The 21,152-nt window shown below is 69.4% G+C and carries 24 protein-coding genes; 17 read left to right on the forward strand and 7 right to left on the reverse strand.

Features of this window, described 5'->3' with window-relative positions:
- Positions 1-479: 479 nt before the first annotated feature.
- Positions 480-1,637: an acyl-CoA dehydrogenase family protein gene (locus Q1K33_RS09675; protein WP_300403302.1), complete on the reverse strand. Its 1,158-nt coding sequence runs from the start codon at positions 1,635-1,637 to the stop codon at positions 480-482.
- A 182-nt stretch (positions 1,638-1,819) separates the two neighbouring features.
- On the opposite strand from Q1K33_RS09675, the gene Q1K33_RS09680 reads away from it, so the two are divergent.
- The 3 genes from Q1K33_RS09680 (at position 1,820) to Q1K33_RS09690 (ending at position 4,318) form a co-directional block, all read left to right on the forward strand.
- Positions 1,820-2,428 (forward strand): TetR/AcrR family transcriptional regulator, encoded by a 609-nt coding sequence (locus Q1K33_RS09680; RefSeq protein ID WP_300403304.1) that lies wholly within the window; start codon positions 1,820-1,822, stop codon positions 2,426-2,428.
- 787 nt (positions 2,429-3,215) lie between these two features.
- Entirely contained in the window at positions 3,216-3,818 is a 603-nt protein-coding gene (locus tag Q1K33_RS09685) for a TetR/AcrR family transcriptional regulator (protein ID WP_300403306.1), read from the forward strand.
- Positions 3,818-4,318: a PaaI family thioesterase gene (locus Q1K33_RS09690; RefSeq protein ID WP_300403308.1), complete on the forward strand. Its 501-nt coding sequence runs from the start codon at positions 3,818-3,820 to the stop codon at positions 4,316-4,318. Before Q1K33_RS09685 ends, Q1K33_RS09690 begins: the two co-directional genes overlap by 1 nt.
- On the opposite strand, the gene Q1K33_RS09695 is transcribed toward Q1K33_RS09690, so the two are convergent.
- The 4 genes from Q1K33_RS09695 to Q1K33_RS09705 form a co-directional block, all read right to left on the reverse strand.
- Positions 4,259-4,882 (reverse strand): MFS transporter, encoded by a 624-nt coding sequence (locus tag Q1K33_RS09695; RefSeq protein ID WP_300403311.1) that lies wholly within the window; start codon positions 4,880-4,882, stop codon positions 4,259-4,261. The two genes, Q1K33_RS09690 and Q1K33_RS09695, sit on opposite strands and share 60 nt — an antisense overlap.
- Positions 4,883-5,193: 311 nt before the next feature.
- Positions 5,194-5,835 carry a hypothetical protein gene (locus Q1K33_RS09700; RefSeq protein ID WP_300403313.1) on the reverse strand — a complete coding sequence of 214 codons (642 nt, stop codon included), beginning with the start codon at positions 5,833-5,835 and terminating at the stop codon, positions 5,194-5,196.
- Positions 5,836-6,937: 1,102 nt separating this feature from the next.
- Complete coding sequence (locus Q1K33_RS20740; protein ID WP_363319673.1) at positions 6,938-7,099, reverse strand: helix-turn-helix domain-containing protein; 162 nt, start codon at positions 7,097-7,099, stop codon at positions 6,938-6,940.
- Between the two features lie 553 nt (positions 7,100-7,652).
- The gene (locus Q1K33_RS09705) at positions 7,653-7,901 is read right to left on the reverse strand and encodes a hypothetical protein (protein WP_300403315.1); all 249 of its coding nucleotides are present in this window, start codon (positions 7,899-7,901) and stop codon (positions 7,653-7,655) included.
- A 134-nt stretch (positions 7,902-8,035) separates the two neighbouring features.
- Between Q1K33_RS09705 and Q1K33_RS09710 the strand changes: the two genes are divergently transcribed.
- The 8 genes from Q1K33_RS09710 to Q1K33_RS09745 all read left to right on the forward strand — a co-directional run bounded on the left by Q1K33_RS09710 (position 8,036) and on the right by Q1K33_RS09745 (position 12,797).
- On the forward strand, positions 8,036-8,548 hold the full coding sequence (locus tag Q1K33_RS09710) for a hypothetical protein (protein WP_300403317.1): 513 nt from the start codon (positions 8,036-8,038) through the stop codon (positions 8,546-8,548).
- Between the two features lie 50 nt (positions 8,549-8,598).
- Complete coding sequence (locus tag Q1K33_RS09715) at positions 8,599-8,829, forward strand: hypothetical protein (protein ID WP_300403319.1); 231 nt, start codon at positions 8,599-8,601, stop codon at positions 8,827-8,829.
- A 551-nt stretch (positions 8,830-9,380) separates the two neighbouring features.
- Positions 9,381-9,719 (forward strand): nuclear transport factor 2 family protein, encoded by a 339-nt coding sequence (locus tag Q1K33_RS09720; protein WP_300403321.1) that lies wholly within the window; start codon positions 9,381-9,383, stop codon positions 9,717-9,719.
- Positions 9,720-9,753: 34 nt separating this feature from the next.
- A complete protein-coding gene (locus Q1K33_RS09725) occupies positions 9,754-10,146 on the forward strand; it encodes a VOC family protein (RefSeq protein ID WP_300403323.1) in 393 nt (130 codons plus the stop codon).
- A 92-nt stretch (positions 10,147-10,238) separates the two neighbouring features.
- Positions 10,239-10,496 carry a type II toxin-antitoxin system prevent-host-death family antitoxin gene (locus Q1K33_RS09730; protein WP_172212459.1) on the forward strand — a complete coding sequence of 86 codons (258 nt, stop codon included), beginning with the start codon at positions 10,239-10,241 and terminating at the stop codon, positions 10,494-10,496.
- A 2-nt stretch (positions 10,497-10,498) separates the two neighbouring features.
- A complete protein-coding gene (locus tag Q1K33_RS09735) occupies positions 10,499-10,759 on the forward strand; it encodes a Txe/YoeB family addiction module toxin (RefSeq protein ID WP_300403328.1) in 261 nt (86 codons plus the stop codon).
- A 394-nt stretch (positions 10,760-11,153) separates the two neighbouring features.
- Complete coding sequence (locus Q1K33_RS09740; RefSeq protein ID WP_300403329.1) at positions 11,154-11,357, forward strand: cold-shock protein; 204 nt, start codon at positions 11,154-11,156, stop codon at positions 11,355-11,357.
- Positions 11,358-11,504: 147 nt separating this feature from the next.
- Positions 11,505-12,797 carry an MFS transporter gene (locus Q1K33_RS09745; RefSeq protein ID WP_300403331.1) on the forward strand — a complete coding sequence of 431 codons (1,293 nt, stop codon included), beginning with the start codon at positions 11,505-11,507 and terminating at the stop codon, positions 12,795-12,797.
- Between the two features lie 27 nt (positions 12,798-12,824).
- Here Q1K33_RS09745 and Q1K33_RS09750 read toward each other — a convergent pair whose 3' ends face one another.
- Positions 12,825-13,232 carry a hypothetical protein gene (locus tag Q1K33_RS09750; RefSeq protein WP_300403333.1) on the reverse strand — a complete coding sequence of 136 codons (408 nt, stop codon included), beginning with the start codon at positions 13,230-13,232 and terminating at the stop codon, positions 12,825-12,827.
- A 112-nt stretch (positions 13,233-13,344) separates the two neighbouring features.
- Positions 13,345-14,076, reverse strand: coding sequence for a hypothetical protein (locus tag Q1K33_RS09755; RefSeq protein WP_300403335.1), 732 nt, complete (start codon positions 14,074-14,076; stop codon positions 13,345-13,347).
- 267 nt (positions 14,077-14,343) lie between these two features.
- Here Q1K33_RS09755 and Q1K33_RS09760 point away from each other — a divergent pair, with 267 nt between their 5' ends.
- From Q1K33_RS09760 to Q1K33_RS09785, 6 genes are all read left to right on the forward strand, one after another.
- A complete protein-coding gene (locus Q1K33_RS09760; RefSeq protein ID WP_300403337.1) occupies positions 14,344-14,607 on the forward strand; it encodes a hypothetical protein in 264 nt (87 codons plus the stop codon).
- Between the two features lie 10 nt (positions 14,608-14,617).
- Positions 14,618-15,523: a PfkB family carbohydrate kinase gene (locus tag Q1K33_RS09765; RefSeq protein WP_300403339.1), complete on the forward strand. Its 906-nt coding sequence runs from the start codon at positions 14,618-14,620 to the stop codon at positions 15,521-15,523.
- 101 nt (positions 15,524-15,624) lie between these two features.
- Positions 15,625-16,449, forward strand: coding sequence for an alpha/beta fold hydrolase (locus Q1K33_RS09770; RefSeq protein ID WP_300403341.1), 825 nt, complete (start codon positions 15,625-15,627; stop codon positions 16,447-16,449).
- 135 nt (positions 16,450-16,584) lie between these two features.
- Positions 16,585-19,635: a hypothetical protein gene (locus tag Q1K33_RS09775; protein ID WP_300403343.1), complete on the forward strand. Its 3,051-nt coding sequence runs from the start codon at positions 16,585-16,587 to the stop codon at positions 19,633-19,635.
- 86 nt (positions 19,636-19,721) lie between these two features.
- A complete protein-coding gene (locus tag Q1K33_RS09780; RefSeq protein WP_300403345.1) occupies positions 19,722-20,837 on the forward strand; it encodes an exo-alpha-sialidase in 1,116 nt (371 codons plus the stop codon).
- On the forward strand, positions 20,834-21,145 hold the full coding sequence (locus Q1K33_RS09785) for a MoaD/ThiS family protein (protein ID WP_300403347.1): 312 nt from the start codon (positions 20,834-20,836) through the stop codon (positions 21,143-21,145). Before Q1K33_RS09780 ends, Q1K33_RS09785 begins: the two co-directional genes overlap by 4 nt.
- The last annotated feature ends 7 nt before the right edge of the window (positions 21,146-21,152 follow it).

Raw genomic sequence — 21,152 nt, forward strand, 5'->3', positions numbered from 1 at the left:
TCTGGCATCTCGATCCTCATTGTCGATGCCTCTACGGTCCGGGGGGAACCTCACCGCGCAGGGCGATGGCCATCGTGAGTGACGTACTCACCCTCAAAGGAGCCAGCTACCGACTCCGAGGACGCGGCATCGACAGCCTCCCGAGCATCCGCACCACCACCGACCAAACCGGGTCCTAAACTCGGGAAACCGCTCACTTTTCAAGCGCCGGTATCGACCAGTCTTGGAGCGCCGTCCACAGCAGAGGGACCCCACACCGACCTCAAGGGTCTGTCCGGGGTCCATCAGTTGTGGTGGGTGCGCTGGGGCTGAGATCTGGACTCGGGATGGTTTCCTCGTGCGGCGTAACCAACGAAAGTTGTCGCCACTCACGCCGTCTCGACTCGTCATTTTGCTAGCGCGAACGGCGGCTCCCACCCGACGAGCGATCGGAGGCCGAGCCGTCGTGAGCATTGCTAGCTCGCGAGTCGAGCCCCAGATCAGCTGGGCTTGGGCAGGGACCGGGCGATGATCTCTTTCATGATCTCGGTGGTGCCGGCGTAGATCTGGCTCACGCGCAGGTCGGTCCAGGCCCGCGCGATGGGGTACTCCTCCATGTAGCCGTAGCCGCCATGCAGCTGCAGGCACTTGTCCACGACCTTCTGAGCGCGCTCGGACGACCAGTACTTCGCCATCGCTGCAGTGGGGATGTCAAGCTCGCCCTTGAGGTGCAGCTGGATGCAGTCGTCGATGAAGGAGCGGCAGACGCGGGCCTCCGTCGCGACCTCGGCAAGCACGAACTTGGTGTTTTGGAAGGCGAAGATCGGCTTGCCGAAGGCAGTGCGGCTGAGGGTGTACTCGTGGGTCAGGCTGAGCACCAGCTCCATCGAGGCCGCACAGCTGACCGCCACGATAAGCCGCTCCTGGGGCAGCTGCATCATCAGCTGGATGAACCCCTGACCCTCCTCGGTGCCGAGGAGGTTGGCCACCGGGATGCGCACGTCGTCGAAGAACAGCTCGCAGGTGTCCTGACCTTTCATGCCGATCTTGTCGAGCACGCGCCCGCGACGGAAGCCCGGGGTGTCCGTGGGCACGATAACCAGCGAGACACCGGAGGCGGCCTCCTCCGGGTTGGTCTTTACCGCGACCAGGACCATGTCGGCCTGTGCGCCGTTTGTGATGAACGTCTTGGAGCCGTTGACGACATACTCGTCGCCCTCGCGGATCGCTTTGGTCTTGATGCCCTGCAGATCGGACCCGGTGCCCGGCTCTGTCATGGCGATGGCGCTGACCACCTCGCCGCTCGCGAGCTTGGGCAACCAGTGCTGCTTCTGCGCTGGGGTGCCGTAGTGCAACAGGTAGTGCGCCACGATCCCGCTGTGCAGCGATGCGCCCCAGCTGGCGTCGCCGACCCGGGCCTGCTCCTCGATCAGGATGGCCTCGTGGGCGAAGGTGCCGCCGCCACCGCCGTACTCCTCGGTGACAGAGGCGCAGAGCAGTCCGAGAGCTCCTGCCTTGGTCCACAGCTCGCGGTCAACCTGCTTGTTCTTGATGAACCGCTCGCTGTTGGGCTTGATCTCCTTCTCGCAGAAGGTGCGGGCGAGATCGCGGAAGTCGTCGAGGTCCTGGGTCATCCAGGGCGAACGGCGGCTGGGCATGGGTCCTCCAAGGGTGCGTGAGTGCCGGGTACAACATGTACCATCGTACGGGTACGGCGCGTACCCGCGCTAGCCCCATGGGTTAGATTGCGGCGGTGGATGTCGCGAAGTGGGTTGACACGGCTGTCGTACGCCGGTCGACCGCGCGCGAGTCCCACCGCGCCCCGCGACGCGGGCAGATCGTGGTCGCCGCGGCTGCCGCGATCGAGGAGTATGGCGCTGGGGCTGGCACGGCGCAGATCGCTGATTGGGCGGGGGTGGCGCGACCCCACGTCTACCGACACTTCGACAGCAGGGACGACCTTGAGAGCGAGGTGCTGCGATTTGCCGCCACCCAGCTCATCGAGGCCGTTCGTCCCGCGATGCGGAAGAGCGGCACCGCGCCGGTGATCATCGAGGGTGTGCTCGCAGCCGCCGTCGGGTGGGCTGCAGAGAACCCGAACCTCTATCGCTTCATGGCAGTACGCCAGCAGACCAAGGCCACGCATCGGGCTCGGCTGGGGCGCACACGTTTTTTGGGGGAGGTTGTGGGCGCCGCATCGGCCTACTTGCGCACCCCTGACGTCCGGGTCGACCCCCCTGACGGCGTCATGGCGGGGCTGATGGGCATGGTCGACGCCGGCATCATCTGGTGGCTCGACCACCACGACGAGTCCCAGGATGAGGTCGTCACCCGGATCGCCCACCAAGTCTGGTTGGTCATGCGTGACCTCGCCCAGGGCGTGGGGCTCGCGATCGACGACGACAGCGTCCTTACCGTCCGTGACGACCGACGATCAGAATGGACATGACCCGGAGTTCGGAGAAACCGTAGGGCACATTATGCAACGCAATCTCGTGTCGCGCGCACTGAGCGCAGACATGCCGACAGTCGGGTCTGCCCAGGCTGCGAGCACCGGGCCCTTCGAACGAGGCCTTCGCCCTGGCCGACGAGTTCGCCCACAGACCAGATGGCACCGACGACTCTCGGTCGCGACGGGCTCTGTCGACCACTCGGACCTGATCGCGGGCGAGGGGGCGATTCGCGCCAGGAGGGTGGGGGGGAGTGCGGATGGGGGCATGGTGAAGGCAGGTGGGCATCGCCGCTCGTGGCGTTCCCGCTCGTGGTCGTTCTGAGCGCCGCGGTGACCCCGTAATGCGCTTCTCTGAGGTTGCTGCCCGACCGGCCCGCGGCTGGAGGGTCGCCCGTGTGCTCCAGAATGACTGGGCGACGGCTTCTCCGGTGGGAGCGACTGACCCGGATCGCGAGACCGAGGTACGCAGATCTGTGAACCCTTTCGGCGCGGACGCGCGGACCAGTCTTGGAGCGCCGTCCACATGACCGGTCCCGGGCCGTGTCCCCTGCGGGAGAGATACGGCGTAGCGGCCTGGGCACGGCTCAAGCCGTTGAGCCGGGCGACCCAGATCGCGCCACGGTGACCGCGGGGAACTTCAGGGCGAGGCCGGAAAGGCGCACAACCCCGTCGCGACCACCGGTCTGACCCAACGCCATCTCGTACCCCTAGTCACAGATGTTGTACTTAGAGTACAAACTCATAGCATGGAACGCTAGACTGACCCCGACATCCAGGAGGGTCAATGAGGGAACTGCCGGTGCAGCTCGCGACCAAGCTCTACGGAGCGGCCGAGCTCATTGCCGATCAAGGGTTGGACAACACCAAGATCGACGACATCGCCGAGGCCAGCGGCGTGCCCAAGGCGACGTTGTACTACTACTTCACCGGCAAGGAAGAGATCCTCGCCTTTTTGCTCAAGGACCTTCTGACAGCGATAGCCGGCGACGTTGCCGTCGCGGTGAATGCTGAAGGACCGGCCAGCGAACGCCTGGCCGGGGTCGTCCGCGCTCAATTGGGCGTGATGCTCCGCAACCCTGCCCCGTGCCGGGCTCTGGTCGGCGATCTCGGTCGAGCCACCCGCCTACCCGAACTCGCAGCGGCACTGAGCGCAGCCTTCTACGAGCCGGTTGAGAAACTCCTACGCGAAGGGGCCGAGGATGGCTCCCTGCGCCGGGCCGAGGACCCCATGTCCGAGGCCGTCATGATCTTCGGGACCGTCACGATCGCCGGTCTGATGGAGGCCATCATGGGCGCCCACCGTGAGATGGACGCCATAGCCAATGGCGTCGCCCGGCTCCTCCTGGATGGCTTGGCACCACGCACAACCGGCGCGGCTGGCGCTTGATGAGCGGCGAGACCTTCGACGCGCTGCTGGCCGGGTGGAGACACGAGAAGCACCTTCCCCAGTCGGAGGGCGGCGCGCTGCCTTCCCACCACGCCCAGTGCCTCGGATGCGGGGCCGAGAACCCGCACGGCCATCACCTTGTCGTCACGCGTGACGGCCCGAACGTTGTGGCCGCCAGCCACACATTCGATGCCCGTCACGTTGGCGCACCTGGCATCGTCCATGGCGGTGCGGTGGCCACCGTCTTCGACGACCTCTATGGGTTCCTCCTGTACTCCGTCGGAGACCTTGCGGTGACCCGCAAACTCGACGTCGAGTACCTACGCCCGGTGCTCCTCGACGTCGACTACACGCTGCGGGCAACCATCGCGGAGCGCGCCGGACGCAAGATCCACATGGCCGCCAGTCTCGAAGACAGCACCGGGCTCCTGGCTGCTCGCTCAAGCGCGCTCTTCGTCACCGTGGACATCGACCACTTCAAGAACCACGGACGGTCCTGATGACACCGGCGGCGCGACAGTTGAGGCTAGGCGGCCGGTGGATGGACGACTGAGGCCATAGTCCAACGCCTCGGCTACCGCACCCTCGATGCCGTGGCTGGCATTCTGCTCCGTGAGGATCAGTGGCGCGCGGACCTCGGGTGGGTCTCGTACATCCGCGCTGCCACCAGTTAAGCCGGAATCCGCAGTGATCACTGCGACGCACCACACCGTGGGACGGAGGCCCCAGGCGTCCGCGAGCAGTCCGGAGAGGAGTGCGCCGACGGCGAAACCCAGGTCGCGCCAGAGGCGGTAGACGCCGACGGCGCGGGCGCGCCAGGCGGGGTGGGCGACGTCTCCGATGACGGCGAGCAGGGTCGGGTAGACGAGCGCGGTGACAACGCCCAGGGCGGCGGCCGCTGCGGCCAACGCGCCGAAGGTGTCAAGCGCCGCGATCGCGCCGAGCGCAGTGGCCTGGATCAGCATCTCGGCGGTGATCAGGTGCTTGCGGCCCCAGTGATCCGAGAGGCCGCCGGTCACCAGTTGGCAGAGTCCCCAGATCGCGGGGTAGATCGCGACCAGCACGCCGGTCTGGGTGAGGCTGAGGCCGGCCGCGCTGAGAAGGGCTTTCCACGAGCCAGTCGAACATGTCCTTCAAGAAGGCGTCGAGGACGGCACCTGCGCAAGCCCGACAATCCCTTCGTCGCCGCGGTCATTCTGGGTTGCCTGGAGACGGGGACGTGAGCGAACTACTCCGCGACTTCGACCACACCAACCGCCCGTATCCGAACATGCACGGAATCTAAGACCGCGCCGGGATGTCCGGACTCCGGGCGGCTCAACCAGTGAGGTGGAATCGCACAGCTGGCCGGTCGGGGTGGTGGGGCGCGACCTGATCAGGCGGCGAGAACGTCGCGCAGTCGTGCCAGCAGCGACGGCTGCGCCACGAACTCGGCGGCTGGTTCGGGGTGATCGCCGCACCGCGCCTTTGTCTCCAGGCTGCGACCGACTGGCGTCGCGGCCGCGTCAAGGGTGCTTGCCAGCCCGGCCGCCACGGCCATGTAGGCCCAGTCGTTGCGAGCCGTGGTGCGAAGTGCGCGAGCAACGGCTTCGTTTGGCGGATTGGCGGCGAGACGGTCAAGCACGAGACGAACGCCGGCAGACTCGTCTCGAGCCCTCCGCCACGCCCTCACCACCGCTGCTTCTCGGTCCAATGGGTACTCGCCCATGGCGCGCTCGAGTGCGGTCGCCAGCCGTGTGTGCCAGCGGAGGAGGAGCGCGCCAACAAGGTCTGCGGTGTCCACGAAGGTGGTGGTCACTCCCGGCAGGTCGCTGGGAAGGTGTCCGTCCTGCCTGACCTCGACCTCGTTGATGACAGCCTGGAGAACGTTGGCGCGCGTGTAGATGGGTGTTGTTGTCATGATCGGCTCCATTTCCTTGTGGGGCCTGATGAGCGAGGCCGCCTCTGTCTCGAGCGCTTCGACTGCAGCGGTCACGCGTCCGGAGAGGCCTCGAGCGACGTCCTGGATCTGGCTCAATCTGGTTTGGGTGGCTTCTGCGCACTGGCGAACTCGCACAGGTCGCCGCCCGGTGCTGGCCGTTCCTCGAGCGTCCATATCGCACCAATCCTTTGGACTATAAGTTTGTACTACTAGTACAACATACATGCTTGGCGCTCGCGCGGACGGTGGCCACGAAGGCGTCGGTGATGGCAGTGGGCCTCAGGTACCTAGGGCTTCACGAGGTCTAAGGCGGAGCCGACACTGGCGCCCGCATTGTGCACGAAGCTGGGTTCGGGATGCTCCAGGAGCCCGCGCCAACGTTCGGGCGTGTCTGCTTGCTTGCGAATCCAGACCGTGATTGGGGCTAGGACGCCGGCGCTGCCGGAGACCGCGGCGAGTTGGCCGAGCGGATGATTTGGCCGCGCCATGGCTCGTGGTCGTTGAAGGATCACTCGATGATGGTGCGGCCCTCGTGGATCACCGTGTCGAACGCGGTCGGGCGCCGCCAGACGAGCCTCCGCCACGCGGTCCTCGGCGATCTCCTCCGACGAATTCCGATGACGGTTCCGCGGCGTAGACCACCTCAGCGGACTGGACCGGAAGCATGAACGGAGTTTTGTGAACCCAATGACATCTGTGCTTGAAATGTCGCAATATTTGCAAGACGCCCGCTCTTGTCACCCGAGATCGGTTGCCTGACTCCCGAGGATCGCTGTGTAGGTCCATCGACGAAGCCAAACGGATGGCGGTTCGAGCGGGAGAACGCAGTTCGCGGCGCCGCTCACCACGCTGACGGCAGGTCGGACGAATCCTGACCGGAGCGTGCCGACCATGGGGTCGGACTCGTCGTGGTCACCCCGCACGTGAAGTGGCCGGATATCCCGCGGACGACTGAGGTCAAAGTATGAGTACTGCTCCCGAGCTCACCCCAACGGCACCGCCGATGGGACCCGGGCCGGCAGGCATGTCGTCGGAGTCGCGCCAGATGGCGAAGGACGCGCTCCGTGGGACGCGTTGCCCGTCAGTTCCGCCTGGATCCGATCGCATGAAGCGACAAACGCGTCTGGCTCGGTCACGGCTCGGTCGCCTCCACTCGATCGAGTTCCCACTGCTCTTCGACCACGGGCGAAGGCTGCGTCTACCGCTGCACGGGCGCGGTCGGCGCTAGCCGGACAAGACGGGTGCGATCGATGTGAACCGACCGCAGCTCGCCGGACTTGAAGAGTTCGTAGACCTTCGATCGGCTGATGCTGAGGTACTCGGCAACCTCTGGGACCCGGTAGAGCAGTTTGTCAGGCATGGGCTTCCTCCGTGGACGGTGTGCTGCTGACAGTCACCTAAGGAAGCGTGGGGGCATCGCTCGAATGCGATTCGAGCCATGCCACGTTTACTCCCCGAAAACCTCGACGCAAGCCGCCTAACGAGGTCTGACGGGATCAAAGGGAGTGAGCGCCGTCACGACTGTCGCGCTGCGTTTGTGCAGGTCAGAGCACTACGTGTCAAAAGGCAGCAAGCAAGGTCGCAAGCAATCACCACCACGCCGTGAGTCCAGAGGTCGCAGGTTCAAATCCTGCCCCCGCTACCAAAAGGTGACCACAGAAGTCACCGCAGTTAGTCACAGAAGGTCCGCCAGGGTTCGCCCCGGCGGACCTTCTGCGTTCCCGGGTGCCTTGTTCACCCTTGACCGGGGTGTCCGGGCAATGCCAGGACGCAGAACGCCCCTCGAACCGGTGGTTCGAGGGGCGTTTGGGCGTGCAGGAGCCGGTTGAGGTGGTTGTCCGGCGCAGGCTTCCGCCTCGGGTATGGCGGAGAGGGTGTCCGGCGGTCCGGACGCGGTGTGGGGCGGGTGCTCGCTAGGGGGCGCCGGCGGGTGCTGGTCGTCCTCGGCGTCGGCGTGAGGACCCCAGGTGGGTCTCGATGGTTGCTGCGCGGCGCCGTGAGCGGGACTTCTTCGCGGCAGCGATGGCCGCGTTGAGCTGGGTGACGCGGGCGCGTTCGTCGTTCCAGCGGTCGGCTGCGCGAAGGTTTGCGATCGCGAGCGCGAAAGCGACGAGGATGGTGACCTTCACGCGCCCGCGGACCCGGAACTGCATGTGGTCCAACGCGGAGAAGGTGGGGTAGGAGCGCCGTATCCGCTGCTATGAAGGGGACGGGCTCGATGTGCGGGTGCTGGCCGAGCACCCCGAGGCGCCGACAGTAGAGGTAGAGAAGACCAACCTATCGAGAGGAGCCCGCCGTGGCCCAGGAAGTTCGCTGGCGCCACGCGCCACACCAGCTTGCACCGGACAGTACGGTCGAGATCCTGCGCTTCGAGGTCGCCGATCTCGTTGCCGTCATCAAGTCCTGCGTCGCCGCCTCAGAACTCTACGACGCACTCGTAGAGGAAGGTGGGCTCACGCAGGGCACCCAGGTAGTCCCCATCAGTTGCTTCGCCGTGACTGACGACTGGACGCCGCAGGCCCTCGCGGAGGGAACCCGCTACGCCAGCTACCGGCTGGTCGAAGCAGCCAAGCTCATCGACGCCGGGTTCTTGATCTGGCCGACCGATGTGTTCAACGACGGCCAGGAAGACCCCCGAAATGAGGTCCACTTCGACGTCATCGTCGCCTGGGAGGGCGTGGCTCGTGAAGAGTTCGCCTCCACCGACAAGAAGGTTCGAGCGCAAGCGCGAGACCGACTTCGGCCGGCGTTCGAGGAGCTCCTCAGCCTGCTCGGAGAGCCCCAGTCGCTGGAAGAGCCACCCACCTGACACCGGGCACCGCCCGGCGTATCATTGAAACCGACGAGAGGAGACCCCCCATGCAGGCAAGCATCGCAGCAGTGAGCGTCGTAGACGTGGAACTCGGCCCGCTGGAGCGCAAGCTCGGCGTCGCCTACGTCTCCGACGTGCAGTTCGACGAACCCGTGACTCTTCGCGTGGGCGACCACGTCTCGTTGCGAGACGTTGACGGGACCGTCTACGACGGCGTCGTCAGAGAGGTTGAGAACGGCAAGTTCTGCAACCGCTACCGGGTGAATTTCACGCCCTGAACGCCCGACTCTAACCAGTCGCCCACGACCCTCCCGCCAGTTGCGGGAGGGTCGTTCCGTTACCAATCGGGAACTGCCGAAGTGGCCGGCCATGAAAGCGTTTGGACAGATCGGCGCTTAGCGCGTGACACGGCCCCGCGAGCTCGCCCGTTTTCGCAGGCCAGACCCTTCTGTGGTCACCCAACAAAGTACAACCGCAGGTCAGAAGCCGCTTTCCGAAGTTTCGGGGGGCGGCTTTCTGCATCTTGTGGTGCGTTGACAACCGATCTGACAACCGGCACCCCGTCCACCCGTCCCACTGCAGGTGATGCTTCCCAAACGGGCTCTTCACAGATGAGCATCTCGGCGCCGTGGAACCGAGGCGATCCTGCGCCTCGCGACCGCCAGTCCTGGCGCGCCGGCCGGGACCTACGCCGACCGGTTCGGCCCGATCCCCTGGTGACGGCGCCAGTGCGGCCAGGGTGCACTGCACCCTGTTTGTCGGTGGCGTGAGACCGCCAGACTCGACGCGTCATCAACGCACGAGCCCCGACTACAAACCAGGAGTCACCATGACCACCCAGCTGAATGCCGCCGTCGAGGACTGGATCGTGACCACGGATTGCCACGACCTTGAGGGCTACCTGGAGCACTTCACGAAGGACGCCATCCTCGACGACCCGTCCGTTGGTCGTCAGTTCGCCGGCCGCGAGGGCCTCGCCGAGTACTTCCGGTCGAACTTCATCGGCTACAACACCCGGACCCGGCTGCTTCGCGCCGAGCCCCGCGGGGACATTCTGCACGTCGAGGTCGACTTCACCGGCGACTTCCCCGGCGGGCAGACCGGTGGTGTCTTCGACCTCACCTTCGACGGGGACGGGATCGCCAGGGTCACCGCCGACCTCACCTGACCCACCTCCCACCCGATCACCCCAGGAGAACACCGTGACATCTCCACCCATCCCCCCGGTCACCCTTGGAGCCGTCAACATGGAGGCCGAGGACCCACACGCCCTCGCCGCCTTTTGGGCCGAGGTCACCGGCGGTACGCCAGCGGCCTCGGGCGACTCCCTCTACATGCCCGCTTCCGGCGCCGGCGGCTTCGCGATGTTCTTCCAGCCCCTGACCGGCCCCCGACCGTCCCGCTCCACCTCCCACCTCGACCTCACGGTCCCGTGGGGCGGCCGCGTCGTCACCGTCGAACGGCTGCTCGCTCACGGCGCCACGCACCTGTGGGACGTGCTGGAGGAGTACGAGCACGTGCAGTGGACCACCCTGGCCGATCCCGAGGGCAACCCCTTCTGCGTCGCCGAGCATCCGCCGGCCTCCGAGAGCTAGCGTGGCCCATCGGACCAGCCCCGGTGGCCGCCGGGCGCGCCCCGCACCCTTGACCCCAGCTGTACAGTTTTCTGTACTGAGGAGGTGCGGTGGTGAAGACGCTGAGCTACACCGAGTCCCGAGCACGCTATGCCCAGGTGCTCGATGACGTGGTCAACGACCGAGAGGAAGTGGTGATCACGCGAGCCGGTCATCCGTCGGTGGTGATCGTCTCGTTGGAGGACTTCGAGTCCTTGCGCGAAACCGCCTACTTGATGCGCTCGCCTGCCAACGCTCGTCGCCTGCTCGACGCCATGGAGCGTCTGGAGGCCGATGCAGGGGAGAGCCACGATCTCCTCGACGCCGACTGAGGATGCGGCTGGTCTGGGACGCCAATGCCTGGGAGGACTACCTGTGGTGGCAGACCCAGGACCGCAAGGTCTTGAAGCGCATCAACCTGCTCATCCGCGACGTCATTCGCAACGGCAACGAAGGCATCGGCAAGCCCGAACCGCTCAAACATGACTTCGCCGGCTACTGGTCACGGCGGATCACCGACGAACACCGGCTGGTCTACAAGGTCACCGACGCTGAAGTCCGCATCGCCGCCTGCCGCTACCACTACGGTCGCTGACTGCCGCAGCGATCCTCGGGAATGCAGGGCCGCGAGATGGACGTCCGCGCTGCGCTCGCCGAGGCCGGCCTGCTCGGACGTCAAGATCGGCAGGGAGCTGTCGTCCGTCAACCACGAGTTCCTCTTGTCGGGGGTACGGCCTTACGTGACTGAATAGGCGGGGTGCCGCCCCGGTAGGCCCGAGGCCGCGCGGTCAGGATGCGCCGATGTGGGCGCGGGGCGGTAGTGTGGTGCTCGTTGAAGAGACGGCGCTGGCCGCCGTCCGTGCCGCGCATCAAGTCGCGGCCCATGTTTCGTACTTCTGGTCTTCGGTTCGCTGGACATCAGCACAGGTGGATGTCTTCAGCGGCCGGGGTGCACAGTGCCCCCGGGTCCGAGATTAAGGAATCAGATCATGGCTACTGGCACCGTCAAGTGGTTCAACGCCGACAAGGGCTTCGGCTTCATCGCCCAGGACGGCGGCGGCGAGGACGTGTTCGTGCACTTCTCCGCGATCCAGTCCAGCGGCTACAAGTCGCTGGACGAGAACCAGAAGGTCGAGTTCGACCTCGCGCAGGGTCCCAAGGGACCCCAGGCGGAGAACGTTCACGTCTCCTGACCTCGTCATGAACGGCCCCGACCACCTGGTGGTCGGGGCCGTTTGCGTCCGTCGCCGGCCGCCTCGTGCTCACTCAGCTCCCAGACCTCGAGAGCGGCGGGCAAGGCCAGGGCCGATGATCAGGCAGCCGAGCGCGAGGATGGGCACGTGATCGAGCCAGCCCCCTCGACGACCCGGGACCCGTCCCGGGTCCGTGAGGACGCCCAGCGTCGCACCGTCCGCGTCGTCGTCCTCGCTCAGGTGCTCGGCGGCGCCGGGCTCGCCGCGGGGGTCACCGTGGGTGCCCTGCTGGCCCAGGACATGCTCGGCAGCGAGGACCTCGCAGGGGTGTCGACGGCCCTGTTCACGCTGGGCAGCGCGTTGGCGGCCTACGTCGTCGGGCGCGCCAGCGCCCGGTCGGGGCGCCGTGTCGGTCTCGGCATGGGCTTCCTGGTCGGGGCCCTCGGCGCGGTCGGGGTCGTGGTGGCGGCCGCCACCGATAGCGTGCTGCTGCTCTTCCCGGCCCTGTTCGTGTACGGCGCCGGCACCGCCACCAACCTGCAGGCGCGCTACGCCGGCACCGACCTCGCCGAGCCGCAGGACCGCGGCCGCGCGATCAGCCTGGCGCTCGTCTCCACGACGCTGGGAGCCGTCGCCGGACCCAACCTGGTCGAGCCGCTGGGCGGTCTGGCCGAGACGTTGGGCCTACCCGCGCTGTCCGGGCCGTTCCTGCTCGCGGCCGTCGCGTACGCAGCAGCCGGGACCGTCCTGATGACCCTGCTCCGCCCCGACCCGCTGCTGCTCGCCCGACGTCTGGCGAGCGCCCTGGCTGACGAGCAGCCGAGCTCCGCCGTCGTGGGTGACGAAGCCGGTGTCGAGGCCCTGGTGCGCACGGGGCGGCGGCTGGCCAGCGGCGCCTACGCCGGCGCCACCGTCATGGTGATCACCCAGGTGGCGATGGTGGCGGTGATGACGATGACGCCCGTGCACATGCGCCACCACGACCACGACCTCGGTCAGGTGGGCCTGGTGATCGGTCTGCACATCGCGGCCATGTACCTGCCCTCGCCCCTGACCGGCTACCTCGTCGACCGGCTCGGTCGTACGCCGGTGGCTGCTGCGGCGGGAGTGGTCCTGCTGGCCTCGGGGCTCGTCGCCGCGCTGGCACCGGGGGAGTCGCTGGCGCTGGTCGTCCTCGCGCTCGTGCTTCTCGGTCTCGGCTGGAACTTCGGCCTCATCGCGGGCACCGCCCTCGTCGTGGACTCCACCACCCCGGCCGAGCGGCCCCGGGTGCAGGGGAGCATCGACGTCCTGGTCGCGCTGTCGGGGGCGACCGGCGGCATCCTGTCGGGGATGGTCGTGGGGGCCAGCAGCTACGCCACGCTGGCGCTGGGGTGCGGGGTGCTCGCGCTGCTGCTGATCCCGACCCTTCGCCTGGCCACGCCGGCCCGCGAGGGTTGAGCTCGACCCGACCCCGCTCGGCTCGGCTCAGGGCGGCGGATCGAAGGCGCCAGTGGGCTTGAACGTCGACGTGCTCCATGCCCGTACGCCGTCCGGATCGGCCACGGAGTAGACCGTCTGGCCGTCGGGGGAGAACACGACGGCGCCCGGGGCTCCGGTCAGGCCTTGCAACGGCCGGACCTCGTCGGCGCCGGCAGTGCCTGCCTTCCGGCCCGCCCGCAGCGCGGCCGGGCGCCACAGGGTGACGTCGACGTCGGCCAGGGTCGTCACCGCGAGGGTGCGCGAGTCGGGCGAGAAGGCGAGGCGTTCGACGCCTGAGGTCGTGAGATGGCTCGCTGAGTCACGGCCACGAGCGTCGCTCGCCGCGTCGCCGGTCTCTCCGGTCTCGCCGGCGGCGGTGCTCATGTCGTGGGGGACGACACAGAAATCCTCCATCTGAGGTCCTCCGGGGAGATCTGGGGGCTGCCCGGAGGCCTACCCCGGCGTGTCGGGCGCGAAACGAGCGGACTCAGCGGACTCCAGCGGACGCCAGCGGACTCCAGCGGACTCAAGGAACGACCGCCTCTGTGACCGTCATCGGCACGCGCGTCGTCCAGGTGCCGTCGGTGACCGCGAGGTAGTAGACCTCGGCCGCCTTCAGCGGCTTGATCCTGAATGTGCCCGCACCGTCCGGATCGGTGGTCAGCGTCTTCGTGACGAGCTTCCCGCCACCGTCGGCCGTCACGGTGAGAGTCAGGCGTCGCTCGGCGCCCCACCCCGTCACGGGGACCGGCGTGGACTGCCCGGCCGTGCCCAGGACGTAGGCCTCCCGGGGGAAGGTCCGTCCCGTGTCGCTCTCGCGCGGCACGGTGCCGACCGTCGGTGCGAAGCCCTCGACCTCGCTGATGGCCACCCGGACCGACTGGGTGCCCTCGCCCGGCTGGGCGGCATCGGTGACCCGCACGGCGTAGGGACCGGGGGTCAGGCCCGTCGTGTCGCACTCGTAGGTCTCCTCGTCGGAGTCGTAGTCGCACGAGGCGGTGTCGCCGGCGTGGGGCCGCCGCTCGCCGTCACCGCCGATGACCCCTGCCGGAGAGGTCCTCAGCGCCGTGAGCGTGACCGTGATCGTGCCGTCGGGATTGACGACCTCACCGGTGACGGACTCGCCGGGGAGGTAGGCGATCCGCCCCGCCGTGATGTCCAGTGGAGTGTCGGCGAAGGAGAACTCCTCGTCGCAACCGCTCAGGGCGCTTGCGGGGACGAGCAGGAGCAGATGGGCGAGCACGCAGCGGAGACGCATCGGATGGGCCCTTCGTCGTTGGAGGCGAGGGTCCCACCATCCACTGCCTCGGGCGCCCAGCACCTGAGGCCGGATACTCAACTCGGACTCGTGCTTGCGACCGTGGTCAGATCCGGGCGATGAGCATGGCGGCGCGGCGCCGCCCCCACCGGAGGGGCCCGGGCCGACCGAGCCGGGGGAGGACCCCGGTCCGTAGCCCGGAGGACGTTGGCCCTTGGCGAGAGGTGCGCGGCGCGTGGCTCGGCCAGCAACGGGGTACCGGTCGTCATGCAGACGAGCGACCTCACGTCCCTGTTCCAGGTGCCCGGCCCCTTCGTGAGCATGCACACCGACGTCAGCCGAAACGTCTCCGACCCCGGCGGTCAGCTCCGGTCCCGGTGGACCACCACCATCGGCCACGAGCTCGAACGTCACGGCGTGAAGGACGAGCCAGCGAGGCCGCCGGGCGCGCTCACCGGCAGCGACGTGCGCCTGCTGCCGTCCGGGCTCGTACCGCGCGGGGACGGCGTCGCAGCGACGCTGCGGTGGTGAGGAGGAGCACGTGTCCTCGGTTCTGGTGGTCGGACAGATCGCTCGCGACCTGGTGCTCGAGGTCGACTCGAACCCCTCGCCGGGAGGGAGCGCCCGGGTCCGCGCCCGGGTCGAGGTCCTCGGCGGCAAGGGTGCCAACCAGGCGGTGGGGCTGCGCCAGCTCGCGGGCCCGGAGGGTCCGCGAGTCTCGCTGCTCGGCGTGGCCGGGACCGACGCGACCGGCGATGCCGTGCTGCGCCAGGCGCGCGCAGACGGTGTGCACGTCGACGACGTCGTACGACGAGGCACCACCGCGCTTCTCGTCGACGTCGTGGAGCCCGGAGGCTCGCGACGACTGATCGAGCACGTGCCGGCGGAGGCGGAGCTGACACCGCAGGACGTGCACCGGGCCGATCGCGCCGGTCTGCTGAGAGCCGACTGGGTCTGCGTGCAGCTCCAGCAGCCGGATCCCGCGGTGCTGGAGGCCGTGCGCGCCGCCCGGCGCGCGGGCGCACGGGTGCTGGTGGACGGCGCTGCGACGAGTGCGACTCGCGACGAGCTGTTGAGAGAGGTGGACGTGCTGCGTGCGGACGCGGACGAGGCGCAGTCCTGGGTCGACGGCGACGCCATGAGCCCCTCGGCCACGCTGGACTGCGCACACCAGCTGGTGGAGTCCGGTCCCGAGGTGGTCGCCCTGGCCGTGCGCGACCGAGGCGATGCGGTGGCGTGGCGCGGCGGCGAGCGCTATCTGCCGCACCGCGACGACGCCGTGGTGGACCCGACCGGCGCGGGGGACGCCTTCGTCGCGGGGCTGCTGACCGGACTGATCCGTGGCGGACCCCGGGATGCAGCCGCACTTGCGGGAGCGTGCGCGGCCGCGACGGTGAAGCACGCCGGAGGCCGACCGCGGCTGCGGGCGCGGCGACCGGCGCAGTGAGATCTGTGGGCGAGTCGACCCGAGCGTCCTTCCGCGTCAACCGGCTGCTCCCTGACTCACGACCGGGGCCATCGCGAGCGCCGCTCGTCTAGGGTTCGATCGTGACCGACCAGGAAGCCCCCGCGATCCATGCGACCGAGGTGGGCGACGCCGGACGGCGCGTCGTCTTCCTGCACGGACTCTTCGGTCAGGGCCGCAACTTCACCCAGATCGCCAAGGCACTGGTCCCGGACCTGCGCTCAGTGCTCGTCGACCTGCCCAACCACGGCCGCTCGGGCTGGATCGAGACCACCGACTACGAGGTCGTCGCCGACGTCGTCGCGACGTGGCTGCGCACGACGTACGACGGCGAGCCGGCCTCGCACGTGGTCGGGCACTCGATGGGCGGCAAGGTGGCGATGGCCCTGGCGCTGCGTCATCCCGACCTCGTGGACCGACTCGTGGTCGCCGACATCTCCCCGAGCAGCAGCGAGGGCGCCGGGGAGTTCGAGCATCTGCTCGACAGCCTCGCCGGCCTGGACCTGGCGTCGTTGACCCGGCGCAGCGACGCGGACGAGCAGCTGACCGAGGCCATCCGGAGCCCTGCGGTGCGGGGCTTCCTCCTGCAGAACCTGCGCAGTGCCCCTGCCGACCGGTCGGGACGGGGCGGCGGGTTCACCTGGCAGGCCAACCTCGCGCTCCTGCGCGACCGGCTCGACGTGATCGGTGGGTGGCCGGACATCGAGCCGGTCGGCGGGTCCTTCGACCATCCCGTGCTGTGGCTGGCGGGCGAGAAGTCCGACTACGTCCGCCCCGAGCACGAGCCGGCCATGCGTGCGCTCTTCCCACGCACCCGTCTGGCCACCATCAAGGACGCCGGGCACTGGGTCCACTCCGAGCAGCCCGAGTCGTTCGTCTCGGCGCTGCGGGTGTTCCTGCTCGCGTGATCCTCCGCTGATCCCACGGCCGATCCCCGCTCGATCAGCGGAGGTCGACAGCGTTTCTCGGCCGGGGTCGGGGATGGGTAGGATCAGCCCCTGACGATCCGCACCCCGACCATCCCTCGAGGACCCACGTAGGCCATGCCCCCGACCTCTCCCTACTCCGGCGCGACGGAGCAAGCAGCCAAGCTGCGCCGTGACGCCGAGATGGCGGCGGCCGAGCAGGCCGCGGAGAGACTGGTTGCCGAGGAGCTCGCGGCCGAGGCCATCCAGGCCCGCACGGCCGCCGAGCGAGCGGCCGCGGAGCAGGCCGAGGCGGCAGCGGCGGCCCACGCCGCCCGGGTCGAGGCCGAGTCGGCGGCGGTCCGGTACGCCGAGCAGCGCCGCAACGCCGAAGAGGCCGCCCAGCGTGCCGCGTCCGCACGCGAGGCGGCCGAGAAGTCGGCTCGTGACCACGTCGAGATCGCCGAGGCCGAGTCGTCCAAGCGGTCCTCGGCAGAGCGGCACGCCACCGAGCTGGCCGAGCGTGTCGTCACCACCCTGGCGGAGCGGGAGGCCGCGGAGACCGCTGCTCGCCGCGAGGCCATCAACGCCCAGGAGGCCTCCTCCGCACGCGCCCGTGCCGAGGAGAACGCCCGCTACCACACCGAGCTCGCCGAGCAGGCCCTCGCCGACCGCGCTGCCAGCGAGCAACGCGCCCTCGAGCTCTCCGAGGCCTCCGTGGTGGCCGCCGACGAGCACCTGGTCGCCGTCCGCGAGGCCCACGAGGAGCGCGACCGCCTCGAACGCGTCGCGCGTGAGCAGATCCGCGCCCGGACGACGGCCGAGGAGGCGGCCGAGCGGCACGCCCGCCTCGCCGAGGAGGCCCACCAGGCGGCCCGCGACGCCGAGCTGCGGGCTCGCAGCGTCGCCGAGCAGGCCACGACCAAGGCCGAGGAGCATGCCTCCTTCGCCCGCCACGCGCTGGAGGACCGCGAAGCCGTCGAGGCCAGCCTCGTCGAGCTGGCCGACGCCCGGCGCGCCGCCGAGGAGGCCGCGGCCGAGCAGTCCGCGCTGGCCGAGCAGGCCATGCAGCAGCGCGCCGCGGCAGAGGACCGGGCCCGGGAGCTGGCCGACGCCGCCAGCGCCGCTGCGGAGGAGTACGCCGAGTTCGTGCGGCAGGCCGCGCTGGACCGCGACCGGCTCCAGGACGCCGCCTCGCAGGCGGTCAAGGCACGCACCGAGGCCGAGGAGCTCGCCGTACGACAGAGCGAGCTGGCTCGCCAGGCGCAGCTCGCGGCCGCCGAGGCCGCCGAGACCGCCCAGCGGGTCGGCGACGAGGCGGCCAACGCCGCCGAGGAGCACACCGCCTTCGCCCGCCAGTCGCTCGAGGAGCGTCGGGTCATCGAGGCGGGGGCTGCAGCCCAGGCCGAGGCGCGCCGCGAGGCCGACGAGGCCGCCGCAGCGCAGGCCGAGCTGGCGCGCATCGCTCTGCTGCAGCGCACCGAGGCCGAGGAGCAGGCCCGCGACGTCGCGGCCCGGGCCCGCGAGGCGGCCTCGGAGTTCGCGACCTTCGTCGAGCAGGCCGAGCAGGAGCGCTCGGTCCTCCAGGAGAACGCCCAGGAGCAGACCCGTGCCCGCGGGGAGGCCGAGCGGGCCGCCAGCCGCCACGTCGGCCTGGCCGAAGAAGCCCACATGGCGGCCATGGAGGCCGAGAACCGGGCTCGCGAGGTCGCCGAGGCCGCGGCCACCGCAGCCGAGGAGTACGCCACCTTCAGCACCCGCGCGCTCGAGACGCGCCAGGCCGCCGAGCTGGCCGCCACCGAGCAGGCGCGGCTGGCCGAGCAGGCGTTCCTCGACCGTGGGCACGCCGAGACCAAGGCCCGCGAGCAGATCGAGCTGGTCCTCGAGGCCAACCGGATTGCCGCCGCCAGCCAGGAGCAGGCCGCTGCGGCCGCCGAGGAGGCGCGCCTGGCCAGTCAGCTGCGCCACTCCGTCGAGGACGCCGCCAAGACGGCCTCGCGCGCCCGCCTCGAGGCCGAGGAGGCCGCCCGCACGCAGGCCAACCTCGCCGAGACCGCCTCCGCGCAGCGCCGAGAGGCCGAGGAGCGGGTCCGCGACGTGCACCTGCAGGCCGAGGCGCTGCTCAGCGAGCACCGCGAGTCGCTGCGCGTCGCCCAGGAGCAGCTGTCCAGCTCGAAGCGCGAGGCGGCCCAGCAGGCGCAGTCGCGTGCCGACGCCGAGCGTACGGCGGCCCGGCACGCCCAGGCCCGGGCCGAGGCGGAGACCCGCGCCGCCGACCTGGCCATCCAGCTCGCCGAGGCACGCGCCCGGCTGCTCGCCGTACCCCGTCCGGCGACGCTGGCGACCGTCGAGGCCCCGGCGCCCCCGGCGCCCCCGGCCCGAGAGCCCGCGCCGGTCCCAGAGCCGGAGCTCGCGGCCGAGCCGGAGCCCGAGTCGGAGCCCGAGGTCGAGGCGCCGCAGGTCGTCGAGCAGGCATTCGTCGAGCCAGAGGTCGAGGAGACCGAGCCAGCAGGCGCGACGGCCGGGGTCGAGCCGACCAAGCGGGGCGCGGCCGTCACCGGACTCGCGGGGCGCTTCGCAGCCCGATCGCGCGACCTGGTCCACCAACGCGTGGCCGTGCGCTCCGAGAAGACGCCGGCTCCCGCCGCCGAGGAGACCGAAGCGTCGGGGCAGCCCGACAGCGTGGAGCCGGCAGACCTCGCAGCACAGCCCGCCGCGGGTGCGACGCCGGTGGTCGTCCCGGCCGAGCCCGGTGCGTTCCACGAGGTGCGCAAGTATCCGCTGATGATGCTGGTCGGCATCGCCGTCATCGTCGTCGCCGGCGCCACCACCGCCACCATCGCCCTGGTCAACGGGGGCCTGCCGGCGGTCGCGCTGATCCCGCTGTTCATCACCCTGAGCGCCCTCTTCTTCGTGATCTGGCTCGGCGGCCGTTCGACGGAGGTCACGATCGCCGAGGGGGTGCTCAACCTGCGCCTGGGCGACATGCGGCACACCTTCGACCTGCAGGGCGACGGCACCGTCATCGAGATCGGTGGGTCGCCCGAGGACGGCGACTGGACGATGACGATCGTGCGGCGCGGCCTGAGCCCGGTGCAGATCGACGACGCCGCTGTCGATCCGGTCGCGTTCATGGCGGCCTTGGCTCACTGGCGCCCCGACGTGCTCCAGGTCGGCTCCGACGACTGACGCCCTCACCTCGTCGCGGTTGCTGCGATGAGTTCGGGGGTCGAGGCTGGTCACACCTCGGAGAACCCCCGACGACAGGAGCACCGGTGAGCGGCACACGCGTCTTGGTCGGCACCCGCAAGGGCGCCTTCATCCTGACCTCCGACGAGGCCCGGGAGGAGTGGACCGTCGACGGCCCGCACTTCCCCGGCGCGGAGATCTACCACCTCAAGGGCTCCCCGCTGGATCCCGACCGTATCTACGTCTCCCAGAGCAGCGGCTGGTTCGGCCAGGTGATCCACCGCTCCGACGACGGCGGCGCGACGTGGGCCACCAAGGACAACGACTTCACCTACGACGGAGTCCCCGGCGAGCACCAGTGGTACGACGGCACGCTGCGCCCCTGGGAGTTCACCCGGGTGTGGCACCTGGAGCCGAGCGTGCACGACGCCGACACGGTCTACGCAGGGGTCGAGGACGCCGCGCTCTTCAAGTCCACCGACGGGGGCGAGAGCTGGAGCGAGCTGTCCGGACTGCGCCGGCACGACACCGGGCCGCAGTGGCAGCCGGGAGCCGGCGGGATGTGCCTGCACACCATCCTCGAGCACCCCACCGACCCGCAGCGGCTGTACGTGGCGATCTCCGCGGCGGGAGCCTTCCGCACCGACGACGGTGGCGAGACCTGGCTGCCGATCAACAAGGGCCTGCGCTCCGGGGAGATCCCCGACGAGGACTCCGAGGTCGGGCACTGCGTGCACCACCTCGACCTCCACCCCAGCAACCCCGACGTGCTCTACATGCAGAAGCACTGGGACGTGATGCGCTCGAAGGACGCGGGTGACTCCTGGCAGGAGGTGAGCGGCAACCTGCCCTCGGACTTCGGGTTCGTGATCGCCGTGCACGCCCACGAGCCGGAGACCATCTACGTGGTCCCGATCGAGAGCGACATCCACCACGTACCGCCGGAGGGCCGGCTGCGCGTGTACCGCAGCCGTACCGGTGGCGAGGAGTGGGAGGCGCTGACCGAGGGCCTCCCCCAGGAGAACTGCTACGTCAACGTGCTGCGGGACGCGATGGCCGTCGACGACCACGACTCGTGCGGGGTGTACGTCGGCACGACCGGCGGGCAGGTCTATGCCTCCCACGACTCGGGCGACTCCTGGACCGCGATCGTGCGCGACCTGCCGGCCGTGCTCTCCGTCGAGGTCCAGACCCTCTCGTGAACGCCACCGTGACGATCCGAGTCGTCCTGCCGGCGCCACTGCGCACCATGGTGGGCCTCGACCGCGAGGTCGACGTCACGGTGGAGGGGGAGGTCACCCAGCGGACGGTCCTGGACGTCCTCGAGCGCGACCACCCCGCCCTGCTGGGGACGATCCGCGGTCGGGCCGACGGACGGCGGCGTGCCTTCATCCGCTTCTTCGCCTGCGAGGAGGACCTGTCCCACGAGGATCCGGACTCGCCCCTTCCGGAGGCGGTCGTGGCGGGGCGGGAACCCTACATCGTGCTGGGGGCGATGGCAGGCGGTTGAACGGTCC

The sequence above is a fragment of the Nocardioides sp. genome, assembly GCF_029937575.1.
GTDB lineage: Bacteria > Actinomycetota > Actinomycetes > Propionibacteriales > Nocardioidaceae > Nocardioides.

Bases quoted from the DNA above. Each gene is read 5' to 3' on its own strand.
- Q1K33_RS09675 (WP_300403302.1), bottom strand. From the start codon at position 1,637: ATGCCCAGCCGCCGTTCGCCCTGGATGACCCAGGACCTCGACGACTTC.
- Q1K33_RS09685 (WP_300403306.1), top strand. From the start codon at position 3,216: ATGAGGGAACTGCCGGTGCAGCTCGCGACCAAGCTCTACGGAGCGGCC.
- Q1K33_RS09690 (WP_300403308.1), top strand. From the start codon at position 3,818: ATGAGCGGCGAGACCTTCGACGCGCTGCTGGCCGGGTGGAGACACGAG.
- Q1K33_RS20740 (WP_363319673.1), bottom strand. From the start codon at position 7,099: ATGCCTGACAAACTGCTCTACCGGGTCCCAGAGGTTGCCGAGTACCTC.
- Q1K33_RS09715 (WP_300403319.1), top strand. From the start codon at position 8,599: ATGCAGGCAAGCATCGCAGCAGTGAGCGTCGTAGACGTGGAACTCGGC.
- Q1K33_RS09720 (WP_300403321.1), top strand. From the start codon at position 9,381: ATGACCACCCAGCTGAATGCCGCCGTCGAGGACTGGATCGTGACCACG.
- Q1K33_RS09735 (WP_300403328.1), top strand. From the start codon at position 10,499: ATGCGGCTGGTCTGGGACGCCAATGCCTGGGAGGACTACCTGTGGTGG.
- Q1K33_RS09740 (WP_300403329.1), top strand. From the start codon at position 11,154: ATGGCTACTGGCACCGTCAAGTGGTTCAACGCCGACAAGGGCTTCGGC.
- Q1K33_RS09750 (WP_300403333.1), bottom strand. From the start codon at position 13,232: ATGGAGGATTTCTGTGTCGTCCCCCACGACATGAGCACCGCCGCCGGC.
- Q1K33_RS09755 (WP_300403335.1), bottom strand. From the start codon at position 14,076: ATGCGTCTCCGCTGCGTGCTCGCCCATCTGCTCCTGCTCGTCCCCGCA.
- Q1K33_RS09760 (WP_300403337.1), top strand. From the start codon at position 14,344: ATGCAGACGAGCGACCTCACGTCCCTGTTCCAGGTGCCCGGCCCCTTC.
- Q1K33_RS09775 (WP_300403343.1), top strand. From the start codon at position 16,585: ATGCCCCCGACCTCTCCCTACTCCGGCGCGACGGAGCAAGCAGCCAAG.